Source organism: Treponema medium, assembly GCF_017161265.1.
GTDB lineage: Bacteria > Spirochaetota > Spirochaetia > Treponematales > Treponemataceae > Treponema > Treponema medium.
Window position 1 is genome coordinate 360075 of sequence record NZ_CP031393.1, and the last position, 12700, is coordinate 372774.

Genomic DNA, 12700 nt, shown 5'->3' on the forward strand with positions numbered 1-12700 from the left:
CAATGAAAAAGAAATATGTAGCGCTATTGATATGTATCGTATGTATGATTACAGTTGCAACAGCCGAAGAAGAGGCAAAATCGAAAGCAAGACTTTATGATGCAGGTGTTGCCGGAGTAACAACGTATGCATTCGACGGCTTTGATTTCGAGGGATATAAGGCAAGTAAACACGGTCTTGATAATATTATAAAAGCGGAACACAAGTCTATTAAGGACGTTGAAGAGGAGCATCCGGATAAGAAGGGCAAGTTCGCCGTAGTCGGTCACAGTCAAGGCGGCTTACGTGCGCTTGCATTTGCAACGTATCTCCAAAACAACGATGCAGCAAGGCTGAATAATCTGCAAGCCGTAGTAACGGTTTCCGGCATCGATCAAGGCATAAAAGCACTCGATGGCGGATTGCCAGCAGCCAATGCAAAGATACGGCGAGATGCTGCAATACTAACCGAAGGCGCATGTGGAGTAGTAACTAATCCGGTACTGACGATCGGATTGATAGCGGCTGCTCCCAAGATTTTCAATATCAAGACATCCGAAGATATGAAAAATATCGCAAAAAAGATATTGAATATAATTACAAAATTCCAGCCGATGTTTGAGGCATGGGTAAAACCGGCTTTACAAGCAACAACAGCGGTCGCAGAGCAAGATGCCTTAAATAAGTACTGCGAAATTCGGGATATGATACCGCAAAGCAATTTTATAAAGCGAAATGTTATAGAATCAAAACCGTATCTCTATCAGGTGCAAACCGGCATAACATGGCATTTAGGATGGAAACAAGTAACAAACCGCTGGGGAGAGAAGTATTGGGCATTGCGTTGGCAGAAGAGTCCTGTATACAGCACGTACATCGGATATAAGCATACGTCAAAACTGCCGGAAAACATTCCGATGGGCTATATCGTCGGTACAAAAAACAATGTGTTGAGTATGACCGGCAGCGAAGAACAAGACATACGTAATGGGCTTAAATGGGTCGGAGGCATTTTTGCAACAGCAGAAGGTTTCCATATTGCAAAATGCGTGGGGATTGTCGGCTTATTTACGGGAAGTCCCCGCTATGCAGCAGCTTGCGCCAATGCCCGTGACTATTGCTGGAACTTCGACAGCCGCGTCAACGATCTGCTCGGCTCATCCGAACACGACGGCCTTGTTGCAAAAGAAAGCCAGTATATCCCGAAGACAGCGCATAAAAAAGTACTTGGCAGAACTACACAAGGATATACTACCTTTAACTACAATCATGCGGAGATTTTTAACTATAACGATACGAAGATGCCGCCGGAAGCTGTCCAAAAGGAGATTACAAGTATGATAGAGCAAGGTAAAAAGCGCCGCCAAGAACCTTAGTATAACTATTGCGGCAGCCTTTGCTGCCGCAGTCTTTAAAGGACTGTACTTATGAAAAAATACGCACTTTTTATCTTATCATCCTTATTGCTTACCGCATGTTCTTCCTGCGATTTGTTGTTCAATAACAATAAGCAGAAGGATGACGGAAAAGAACCTACTTATAGCCCCAATTATGCATGGCAATTAAAGTTAGACGGAACGCAAATCGGGTCTCAAATGTATATACAACAACAATTCCTTTATCTTGTTGAACGTATTCATAGGGAAGATGCCGACATACAACTGGTAAAAATAGATATGGAAACAGGCAGATATGTATGGAAAGCAGATCAGATATCAGATGGAGAAGAATGGAGATCGTCAAATGTCGTAAAGGCCGATAATAAACTTTATTTTATGAGGCCAAACAAGGGGCTTATCTATTGCTATGCAGAAAACAATGGCAAACTTCTTGCACGGATACAGATAGGAACGACGGAAACTGAAGCAATCTATAATCGGTGCTCGCTCGAAACAATTGTAACGGACGGAACTGCGCTGTATTGGGGAAGTGCGGGAGAGCCGGGGAGTATTAGCGCACACTTATTAAAGCTTAATGTAGATGCAATCGATTACACGCAAAACGGGGCAATACAAACCCGTGTTCCGCGCAGCCTATATACCAAAGCTGATTGGCGCCAATGTATTTTTTGGTCAGCTCCGATTATAGATGACAATATGCTTTATTTTAATACCTACAATCGCGACTATCCTGACGGCTACAGTACACTGGTAGCAATTGATTTACAAAGTGAAACGGTAAAATGGGAGAAACAATTATACGGTGTTGCCGGAACAACGCTTAATACGTTACTCGTACGAGATGATATTCTGTATGTTATCAATAGTTCTCTTTTACGCGTAAATAAGCATACCGGAGACATTTTAACCCGCTACGACAGCGAAGAAAATTCTATGGAACATCCGGCTACAACCCCTTCACCGTCTTTATGCGGCATTTGGTATGATAACGGTAGATTGTACTATACCACTATCTGTTCAAGCGATGCACATTCACAAACAGGTATACCGGAAAAATTTATTTATTCTCTCGTTTGCATCGATGCAAAGACGCTTAAATTCCTGTGGGGTTTCCATCCGGTAAGCGGAACAAGCAGTACCTATCCGGTAGTAAAGGATGGAAAGGCGTATATCGTAACGCATATAGATGGGCTGCGGGTATTCGATGCAAAGACAGGGAAGCTATTAGGCGTGGATAAAAGCATCATCGCATGGGGGGACGAGGCAAATGTGCTGTATAAAGATTACTTCATCTTTTTTAACAAGAACTTTAAAACCAACCGCGCAACCCTGTGTGCTATTCGGGTATAAGACGGATTGCGGCAGCCTGTGCTGCCGCAGTGTTTAAAGGACTGTACTTATGAAGAAATATAATTTTTTTATCTTATCAGCCTTATTGCTTACCGCTTGTTCTTCCTGCGATTTGCTATTCAATAACACTAAGCAGAAGGATGACGGAAAAGAACCTACTTATAGCCCCAATTATGCATGGCAATTAAAGCTGGACGGACGCCGAATCGGCTCTCAACCATATACCGAAGGACGGTATTTTTACCTTATCGAATATCTCTCCGATACGAAAGCAGTACAGCTGGTAAAAATAGATATGGAAACAGGCAGATATGTTTGGAAAGCAGAAACCCTTGACGACGGGCATGAATGGTATTCATCGAATATCGTAAAGGCCGGTAATAAGCTCTATTTTATGCGCCCTAATAGTGGCCTTATCTATTGCTATGCAGAAAATGACGGTAAACTCCTTGCGCGAACACAGATAGGAACGACGGAAGCAGAAGCGCTTCGAAACAGCTGTTCACTTGAAACAATTGTAACGGACGGAACGGCGCTCTATTGGGGCAGCGAAGGAGAGCCGGGAACAACGCCCATAAGCGGGCATTTATTAAAGCTGGATATTAATACAATAGATTATACAAAACACTCTACAGTACAAATTTGTGTACCTCATAGTTTGTATACAAAAGGAACCCGATACGAATGTACCTTCTGGTCAGCACCAATCATCGATGGCAATATACTTTTCTTTAATACTTTTAACATAAAACATCCAGAGGGTTACAGCACACTGGTAGCAATTGATCTACAAAGTGAAATGGTAAAATGGGAGAAAAAACTACATGGACTACGAGGGCGGGTTAACAATGATTTGATTATTAAAGATAATATCTTGTACATGCTTGATACAACGGCACTGCTGCGGGTTGATAAACATACCGGAGAAGTACTTACCCGATACGATGATGAAAAAGACCCGCCATACACGCAGCCGTTGATGATTCCAACGGTATCCCTATGCGGTATTTGGTATGATGACGGCAGATTGTATTACACCACCGTAGGCTCCACGGAAACCGCTTCGCAAACAGGAATGTCTAAAGACCTTGTGTATTCTCTCGTTTGTATCGATGCAAAAACGCTTAAATTCCTATGGGGTTTCCATCCGGTAAGCGGAACAAGCAGTACCTATCCGGTAGTAAAGGATGAAAAAGCGTATATCGTAACCCATATAGACGGGCTGCGGGTATTCGATGCAAAGACAGGGAAGTTGTTAGGCGTGGATAAAAGCATCGTCGCATGGGGGGACGAGGCAAATGTACTATATAAAGATTACTTCATCTTTTTTAACACTAACTTTAAAACCAACCGCGCAACCCTGTGCGCTATTCGGGTGTAGGGGGATTTGCGGCAGTCTCTGTTGCTGCCGCAGTCTTTAAAGGAGAAAACTGACATGAAACGCAAAACTTTTCTTTTTGGTAAGCGCAGTACCGGAATAAGCATTTTTTCTGCAACGACTATAATATTATTAATCCTGAGCAGTTCTTGCGATCTTCTATTTATGGGTGTAGAAAAGAAATATCCTCGCTATACCCCCAGTTATGCTTGGAAGCTCTGTTTGGAAAAGGTATGGGACACAAGCAATCCATACACTGAAGGGCGGTACCTGTATCTGCTAGAACGTGAAGATATGGAAACAATGTATCTGGTAAAACGCGATATGGAAACGGGAATCGATGAATGGACAGGGAATAAGATATATATCGGTGACGGCAAAAACTCTTCAAACATTGTAAAAATCGGAGATACTCTTTATATTATGCGCTTTGAAAGCGGGCTGTTGTATTGTTACTCAGATACGGACGGAAAATTATCGGCGTTAGTACAAATAGGATCGACAAAAGAAGAAATATCCCGTAACCGTAGCCTATCCAATACGATCATGACGGATGGTAGAGCGCTCTATTGGGGTACAAACGACCTGTTAAAACTTGATGTAATGGCAATCGACTATACACAAGGGCACGCTATACAAATCCGGCCTCCCTCTCCGATGCATCTTAATGCTCATTGGAATGGGGGCGAATTAGTATCCGACCAGCTTATCGAAGATAATATTCTGTACCTGCTGACATGCAATCGAGAGTATCCAAACGGTTACGGGGTTGTCGTTGCCATCGATTTGCAAACCGAAACGATTAAATGGGAAAAACAGCTGGATAATATAGAGGGATACTCCGATAGTAAATTGTGCATCAGGGACGATGTATTATATGTGTTAACCAATTCCTTTATACGTATAGATAAAAGAGACGGCTCAATACTTAATCGGTATGACGGAGAAATAGCGCCTCCTTCAATAGGAAATCTTGCTGAGTCAACTGTTTCACTGCATAAAGTTCGATATGATAATGAACGTCTGTATTACATTACCGTGCGGTTTACGCGGGGACATAAAGGATGGCACAGTGATTATTCACTGATGTGCATCGACGCCGTAACATTAAAATTTTTATGGAGTGTGCCGTTAGAATACGGTTCATATCACACCCCTTTAACCGTTGTGAACGGAAAAATATATATAATAACATACGGCGCCGGCCTATTGGTATTCGATGCAAAAACGGGAAAACTTCTCGGCGTCGATAAAACGATTTCAGGTTTTGCTAACGGTATACATGTCTTGTATAAAAATCACTATATCTTCTTTAATAGGAACCTTGACGACAAATACGCAACTATTTCCGCTATTCGGGTGTAAATCCGGTATATGAGGAGGTATGCCAATGTATATAAAATCTAGAGTTATGCTTTGTCTTTTACTACTGTGTGTCCTATTACCGATCAACAGCAGTTGTAAAAATTTCTATATGGCGGAAGCAGCCGACAGAAACTCAAAACTTTCTGTAAGAGCGATCATTCAATCCGATAAAAACGAAGAAAGTATAATAAAAGTTTTTGTAGAAAACAGCGACGGGAATGCTGTAACGGCTGCCTCGGTTATCTGTATCGACAAAAACAATCGTGCGTACTTTTTGGAATTCGATGCAGCAAAATATTATTATTGGATACAAGCAGTATTACCGGATAACGGAGATATTAGAATACGCGTACATACCAATGCTGCAACCGATACACTGACGCTTACCGTACCGCATTATAAATTATCTAAAGCTCCACCAATTACCGTGTTTCAAGATGAGGTCGGAAAATCCGTACTGAAAGGAGAGACCATCTCTTCACAAAAGACAATTCAAATTGCGTGGGAACCTTTGGGCGAAGAATGCGTATATACGGTAGAAATTAAAACAGCGCTCAGCAGCGTGTATAGCTGCTCGTCAACGGCAGCTCAGCTTACCATTCCTGCTCATACTTTAACTGCGCATAAACAATACCGAATTATTATCACTGCACAAAGAATCGCAGGAGATCCTCTTTTAGAAAAAGCTTCTTATTATTCAGTATCGTCTCGCCGGACGGAAGGACTGCAATTTGAAACCGAATAAAATCTTTTTTATTTTTTTATTTGTCTCCTTGTTAAGCTGTCGGCACAATCTTGTCCAACCCCAAGATTTTACTATTGTGTCTCCGGTGGTTGGGAATGTCTACTATGACGATATTCCAATTGCCTGTGCTATCGACAAAAATATTACTTCCGTTTCTTGGAGTTCTTCACTCGATGGGAATCTTGGTACAGGCGCTCAAATATCCTGCTGCCTTTCTGCCGGTACGCATATTATTACTGCCCGTGATCAACAACGGGACATCAGTGTTTCCGTATCGATTACCGTAACGGAACGAGATAATATCGAAAAAAACGGAACAAGATTTTTGCTGCCATATCTCCCGTATACCTGTGTTATAAAAAATAATCAATATAAACCGTATATTGCATCCTTGGACGGATCGGCATCGGATTTAACAATTACAACAAAGCTGCAATCAAAATCGCGTTATAGCAATAACGTAGATAAAAATATCGTTGTGGAAACAAGTGAATTAAGCAGTGTCGGAGATGAATTAAAGTTATTCCGTTGTACCGGTTCCAGTGATATGCAAAAACTTCAAGTCATTTCTCCTCCTCGGATATTCAAACGGAATACTGTTTCTCCTTTACAGGACGAAAATGAAAGAAGCTTTCTTATTGTTAATACGGCGTTTCAATCGGGACAACCGCATAACATACTTTTTAAACGCTATTATACCTCGGATACCATAGCGGTGTGGCTCCCAAAAGAATATGCAGCCGATACCGCCGCCATCGATGCCTGTATCGCAGAATTTGAAAACACGATTTATATCCGAGTAACTGAGATTTGGGGAACGGCAGCGGATATTGACTATAATCAGAAATTTACGATTGTCTTTTCTCCTACGATTAATGATGAAAAAAGGGCGCTCGGCTTTTTTAATCCTGCCGATTTTTTTAAACGAAATAATGATACAAGCTCCGAAAATTATAATCCTGCCAGTAACGAAGGTGATATTATTTATGCTGCTATGCCGTCTTCAATACCGAACGATCAGTATTTTTACAAATCGATTGCCGCGACCATCGGACACGAATTAACCCATGCGATAACATTTACGAAAAAGACCTATAATCGAATTAAAGCAGGAGATACTCAAGCAAAACGCGCTGAAATATTTCTTGATGAAGGTATCAGTCACCTTTCCGAAAACCTGATAGGGTATGGTATTAGCGGGGGCAATATCAAATTTTTTCATGTCTTTCTTTCCAATACGTTGGGATATTCTTTTTGCAAAAACAGTGCAGCTGGCTTAGACGATTCAGTAGGACAGCGAGGCGCTATGACACTGTTTTTATCATGGTGTTTTTGGCAAAAGGGAGGTATGACGTGGAATAGCCAAGCTCATGTTCATGTCAAAGATGCCGGTGGCATAGCATTTTTACAAAAACTTATCAGCTCTCCCTATACCGGCTGGGAAGCAATCGGCGAAGCATTCGGTACGCCGACTGATACGCTCTTTTTGCAAATGCTAAGCGATTTGCGGCGAAAATGTCCTGTAACCGGTTTTTTGCCGTACAAACAAGACCCGCTAACCGACGAAGCTGTTGAGTTTTTACCTTGTATGGGAAAGATTAGCGGTGTAGTAGACCGGCACGGTAATGCGCTCATAATCGGTTTGCCGCATCCTCTATTAAACCGCAATGGAACCATCGATCGTTTATTACCGTATAGCTTTGTTTTTTACCGCGCCGAAGATTTTTACTTTGATGAAGTTCCTTTCGGAAATCCGATAAGCTGTACCTTTACTGGAACCGAGATTCTCGGTCGCGTGTTTTTTTGCATAACAAAAAAATGAGGCAGAATCAACACCCCCGACGCTCTAGGTCGGAGATGTTGATCTTATAAGATGGTTGCAGGCGATACGTTTTTTATCCGCGGCGCAGGGAATGTAGCAGTTTCTGCTTCATCGCAAAGAGTGTCTTTGTCAGCGACACCTTGTAGATGTGAGGATTGAGTAGGCGCCGGGAAGTCGGGTGTAAACATTCCAGCTGCCGGCTTGCCCGCTGATGCATCTCTTGCAGTGTTTCCTTTTTACCGGTGTATACGCCATCGGTAATTTTTAGGTGGAGCAATTCCTCTGCCTTTGCCGCCTTAAACGAGAAACTTTGGTAGTCGTTCAACGGATGATAATAGGTGTTCATTGCTTCGGCATCGAGCGTTTCATCATACAAACCGATAATATCAGCCTTAAAAAATCCGTCGTTGTCGTAGAGTCGCCACACTTGTTTAATGCCCGGATTGGTAATCTTTGCAGGATTATCCGAGAGCTTCATCACCGGCAGCCACGTTCCGTCATCGGATTGACGTGCGGCAAGTTTGTATACACCGGTAAACGAAGATTCTTGCCCGCCGGTTACCATGTGAGTGCCGACACCCCATGAATCAATCGGCGCTTTGTTCAAAATGAGCGATTCGATAATTTCTTCGGTTAGTTCGTTGGAAATGGAGATTTTGGCTTCGGGTAAACCGGCGGCGTCGAGCCGTTTCCGCACTTCGGTGCTTAAATACTGCATATCTCCCGAATCGAGCCTGACGCCGAAGTTTTTTCCTTGCGCTTGCAGTTTTTTCCCAACTTTTATCGCCGCCTCGATACCGGAACCGAGCGTATTGTAGGTGTCGATGAGAAATACCGATTTATCGGGATAGATGGAAGCGTATTGTTCAAACGCCTCTTCTTCGGTTGGGAAAGACATCACCCATGCGTGAGCCATAGTACCCATCACCGGCACACCGTAAAGCTTTCCGCCGAGCGTATTGCTGGTACCCGCCGCCCCGCCGATAATAGCCGCACGGGTAGCGCTCATTGCGCCATCCGCCCCCTGTGCGCGCCGCAAGCCGAATTCCATAATGGAGGATTTTCCCGACGCAAGCCAGATGCGGGCGGTCTTTGTCGCAATCAAACTCTGAAAGTTGATAGTGTTAAGGATAAGCCCTTCGAGAAGCAATGCTTCGATAATCGGCGCTTCGATACGCAATATCGGCTCACTGGGAAATATAAGGCTCCCTTCATCCATTGCCCATACCGAACCGGAAAAGCGAAAATCCTTGAGATAGTTGAGAAAGTCATCATCAAAAAGATGGAGAGTTGCAAGGTAGGCTATATCGGACTCATCAAAGTGAAAAGCTTGAATCGCTTCGAGCAGTGGCTCAAGTCCTGCAAGAACTGCGTACCCTCCTCTAAATGGATTACGCCTAAAAAACATATCAAAGACACACGGCCGATTGTTTTGGCGTTTAAAATAACCTTGAGCCATTGTCAGCTCATAAAGATCCGAAAAAAGCGCGTTGGTAATCATTATTTTACACTCCCTTATAACTAGACCTATTCGATAACTGCGTTTTCGAATAGGTCGACGAGTTCAAAATCGCACAAATAGCACGATGCGTGAACATCGCATTTCAAGGTAACCTGTTCGGAAACGGAAGCTTCCGAACAGGTTTACTGTTTTGCCCCATAGCTTTGAAATGGGCATCTCTAAAAACTCGGTTAGATTTTTAGAGATGCCCGACGAGTTTTTATTTAAGTCTTTATAATATAATGACTTAAATAAAAACATCGCAAATAAGCTTAAGGAAAACCTCTAAAAACTGAGGTTTTTAGAGGTTCCCAAATCTATTTCCCATACCTTACTTACCCTCCTATGGAGAGAATAAGTGCAATTTCACCAAGAGGGAGATCGACTTTTTCGGCGATAAAGTCGATCGAGAATCCTTGCCGTGCCAGTTCGACAACTTGTTCACGAGGATTCAAAAGTGGAGAAACTTTTGCTGCAGTTTCGGGAATGCCGATAGGTTTTTTATAAATCATCACGGTATTTGTTTTCGTATTGGCTGCCGGCGCCTCATCTTCTTGCGGTGAAGTTCGATAGGCTCCGAGAAATTCTTTTTGCATTCTCCATTTTTCATGTTCCTGCTCGACGAGCGCAATATGTTTATCCGTGTCGGAAAGCAGTTTTTCTATCTGTTGAATTTTATTTTCAAGTACCGTTACCGCATGATCCGATTCGTGTTCAATATCGATAATAAGCCGATTTACTTCTTCCCGAATGCGATCACGGTATGCATTTTGTGAAAAGTTATGTGATATCTTTCGATAAAAAACAATCATTAAAATAATATTAATACAGAGCAATATGAGTGCAGCAATAAGCATAGGGATTATCCTGAAATATCGATTTTCTTTCCAAGCGATGGGTCTTGAATATAATATGATTTTTCGTCTGTAAGGGGCGAATCGTGTTTTTGCTTTTGAGGGGTATCGTTGAATGCTCCTCCGGAAGAACCGTTCGAACCGTCTTTATTTATCGCCGTTTTCTCGGCTCCTGTGGCTTCGGTCTTTTGTACCGTTTGTTGACGCCGCGCCGCATCTTCCTTATTGGCTTGCTGACTGTTTTCGAATTCTGCAGCAAACGTCTGCCGTGCGTCTCCTTGGAGCTTTCCGACCTTATCAAGTTGAGTATAAAGTGTCTGCAGATCAATCGGTTGAATACCCACTGGGCGTCCTCTTTACGTCGTCATCATTGGTATAGTCTTCATAAGGGCCATACCGCACGAGACCGTTTTGCAAAAAGAATGTTGTTGCTTTACAATCAACCCGCACATCTTCGATAATATCTTTAATAACGATTCGTACACCCGTATAAATATTTCCGGAAACAGATACCCGCCCTTCCGTTTTAAGCGCAGTAAGATAATCTCGTATCCGTTCTATCTCGTTCCGCAGTTCTTTAATCTCCGTCTCGTTAATATAGCGTAGCTCTTTTTTCTTTTTAAGCAACGCTTCTTTTTCTTCGGAAAGCTCTTTGAGAATCTTTTTTTGACCTTCAAGTGATTTTAAATCCAGCTTCAACGCAGTGAGCGCTTTTTCGGAGGCAAGCAATTTTTTCTCTAATATGATCAACCGCTCTTTACTGCGTGGATCAAACCCGACGCTGATAACCGTATCGGAACCGCCTGCAGGACTACCGAGATTTCGGGCATATACCCCTTCGCATGCGATTACTTGACTACCAATAATGTCTGCACGTTTTCCACGGCAGATAACTTTATGGTTAGCGACAATTTTTGAATTTAAAATACCGTCAGATACGATAACCATATCGCCTGCTTCTACCAATTCGATATTTTGGATAAATTTTGACCATATCGATTTGCCTGCACGTATATGCCCGCCTTCTTTTCCGGCAATACCTTGACTGACGACGATATCTCCTTCCGCATCTAACGATGCCTTCCCGACGGTACCCTTTACTTCGATATTACCCGCAGCTTTAATAGAGAAGCCGTCGTCAACATTGCCCTTAACATATACGGTGCCGAGGAACATGATATTACCGGTCTTGATCGACACATTGCCTTCAATCGTCATAATCGGTTCAACATTGATCTTGTTCTTTATCAGCAGGACTTGTCCTTTCGTTTCGGCAACAACCGTCAAATTGTCCTCAGCCAATCGGGTGTTTTTTCCCAATGGGATAGCGATATCCTTACCGGCTGCAGCAGGCAGGTATTTTCCGGTAACGGTTCTTCCGCTCTTGCCTTCCTCAGCAGGAACCTTTTGCGCGAGGGGCTGCCCTTCAATGACATTCTGAATAAGATTGAGTTCTTTAAAGTTAATCTGCCCGCTCTTGTTTTCTTTGAGGCGCAGCTGTGAATTATCGGTTTCAAAATTGAAAAGAATCTTAGCATCGGCACCTTTTTGCGGCGGTGTTCCTTCCGCAATCAGATAATTTTCGCGATATACGGGACTGTCTTGGAATTGCTTAACTCTTTTTTCATTAACACCCGAAATAACGCGATTATTTGATAAGAAAGTGATAATCATATCTGCCGACACATCAGCGCCGCCGGGCATCGGAGGCGACACGAAAAGATATGCCCTCATCTCATCATCACTGATTTCAACAGACATCAGCGCATCGTTGCCGGGCACATATTCATAATGTCCTATTCTAACATATTCATCCGCACATGCCTTGACAATCGGTTTTAAAATTTCATCCGGCGGAACAGCCACATTTCTATCGCGTATTCGTTCTACGACATCGGCAAGCGCAATTTTTCTGCCGTTACCGCTGGGCGGTGTAACTTTCAGGAATACGCCATCGGGAGCACAGAAGACATACGCGGCTCCGTCTCTATTCATATTTTCTTCCGGTACTTCTTCCGCACTGAGACCTGCAACGGTTTCTGCGTGGACAGTAGGCTTATGTACTTTGTGTGCTTCGTAAGCGCGGATTTTCCATTCTTTAGGGTTTAAGACAAAAAAACCTGAAGCCCCTTTTTGTAAAATTTCATAGTCGATAAGGGAGCGGCGTAAGCCAAGTTCAACAGCAGCATTGTCGATTGCTTCTTCGAGGGTTTGCCCGGTAACTTCAACAAAAAAACGGGAGGAATCCTTTTCATATTGTTCTTTCATCTGCTCCCGAATTTGTTCAAAATGTATCATAGCAACTC

10 protein-coding genes are annotated in these 12700 nt (G+C 42.9%); 6 read left to right on the top strand and 4 right to left on the bottom strand.

Annotated elements, in window-relative coordinates; translation table 11 throughout:
* Positions 1-2: 2 nt before the first annotated feature.
* From DWB79_RS01565 to DWB79_RS01590, 6 genes are read left to right on the top strand one after another with little or no spacing between them, the layout of a single operon-like run.
* Positions 3-1355, top strand: coding sequence for a lipase family protein (locus DWB79_RS01565; RefSeq protein ID WP_016522309.1), 1353 nt, complete (start codon positions 3-5; stop codon positions 1353-1355).
* A 51-nt stretch (positions 1356-1406) separates the two neighbouring features.
* Entirely contained in the window at positions 1407-2729 is a 1323-nt protein-coding gene (locus tag DWB79_RS01570) for a PQQ-binding-like beta-propeller repeat protein (RefSeq protein ID WP_016522310.1), read from the top strand.
* A 49-nt stretch (positions 2730-2778) separates the two neighbouring features.
* Positions 2779-4110, top strand: coding sequence for a PQQ-binding-like beta-propeller repeat protein (locus tag DWB79_RS01575; RefSeq protein WP_016522311.1), 1332 nt, complete (start codon positions 2779-2781; stop codon positions 4108-4110).
* A 54-nt stretch (positions 4111-4164) separates the two neighbouring features.
* Positions 4165-5472: a PQQ-binding-like beta-propeller repeat protein gene (locus DWB79_RS01580; protein WP_016522312.1), complete on the top strand. Its 1308-nt coding sequence runs from the start codon at positions 4165-4167 to the stop codon at positions 5470-5472.
* Positions 5473-5497: 25 nt separating this feature from the next.
* Positions 5498-6217 carry a hypothetical protein gene (locus DWB79_RS01585; RefSeq protein ID WP_016522313.1) on the top strand — a complete coding sequence of 240 codons (720 nt, stop codon included), beginning with the start codon at positions 5498-5500 and terminating at the stop codon, positions 6215-6217.
* Positions 6204-8039, top strand: coding sequence for a hypothetical protein (locus tag DWB79_RS01590; RefSeq protein WP_016522314.1), 1836 nt, complete (start codon positions 6204-6206; stop codon positions 8037-8039). The genes DWB79_RS01585 and DWB79_RS01590 overlap by 14 nt, the downstream gene beginning before the upstream one ends.
* Before the next feature lie 73 nt (positions 8040-8112).
* On the opposite strand, the gene DWB79_RS01595 is transcribed toward DWB79_RS01590, so the two are convergent.
* The 4 genes from DWB79_RS01595 to DWB79_RS01610 all read right to left on the bottom strand — a co-directional run bounded on the left by DWB79_RS01595 (position 8113) and on the right by DWB79_RS01610 (position 12692).
* Positions 8113-9540: a nicotinate phosphoribosyltransferase gene (locus DWB79_RS01595; RefSeq protein WP_016522315.1), complete on the bottom strand. Its 1428-nt coding sequence runs from the start codon at positions 9538-9540 to the stop codon at positions 8113-8115.
* 335 nt (positions 9541-9875) lie between these two features.
* Positions 9876-10397 (bottom strand): hypothetical protein, encoded by a 522-nt coding sequence (locus tag DWB79_RS01600; protein WP_016522316.1) that lies wholly within the window; start codon positions 10395-10397, stop codon positions 9876-9878.
* 5 nt (positions 10398-10402) lie between these two features.
* On the bottom strand, positions 10403-10738 hold the full coding sequence (locus DWB79_RS01605) for a hypothetical protein (protein ID WP_016522317.1): 336 nt from the start codon (positions 10736-10738) through the stop codon (positions 10403-10405).
* The gene (locus DWB79_RS01610; RefSeq protein ID WP_016522318.1) at positions 10719-12692 is read right to left on the bottom strand and encodes a FapA family protein; all 1974 of its coding nucleotides are present in this window, start codon (positions 12690-12692) and stop codon (positions 10719-10721) included. Before DWB79_RS01610 ends, DWB79_RS01605 begins: the two co-directional genes overlap by 20 nt.
* Positions 12693-12700: the final 8 nt, after the last annotated feature.

Coding starts and splice junctions, on each gene's coding strand:
- DWB79_RS01565 (WP_016522309.1), top strand. CDS start 3: ATGAAAAAGAAATATGTAGCGCTATTGATATGTATCGTATGTATGATT.
- DWB79_RS01570 (WP_016522310.1), top strand. CDS start 1,407: ATGAAAAAATACGCACTTTTTATCTTATCATCCTTATTGCTTACCGCA.
- DWB79_RS01575 (WP_016522311.1), top strand. CDS start 2,779: ATGAAGAAATATAATTTTTTTATCTTATCAGCCTTATTGCTTACCGCT.
- DWB79_RS01580 (WP_016522312.1), top strand. CDS start 4,165: ATGAAACGCAAAACTTTTCTTTTTGGTAAGCGCAGTACCGGAATAAGC.
- DWB79_RS01585 (WP_016522313.1), top strand. CDS start 5,498: ATGTATATAAAATCTAGAGTTATGCTTTGTCTTTTACTACTGTGTGTC.
- DWB79_RS01595 (WP_016522315.1), bottom strand. CDS start 9,540: ATGATTACCAACGCGCTTTTTTCGGATCTTTATGAGCTGACAATGGCT.
- DWB79_RS01600 (WP_016522316.1), bottom strand. CDS start 10,397: ATGCTTATTGCTGCACTCATATTGCTCTGTATTAATATTATTTTAATG.
- DWB79_RS01610 (WP_016522318.1), bottom strand. CDS start 12,692: ATGATACATTTTGAACAAATTCGGGAGCAGATGAAAGAACAATATGAA.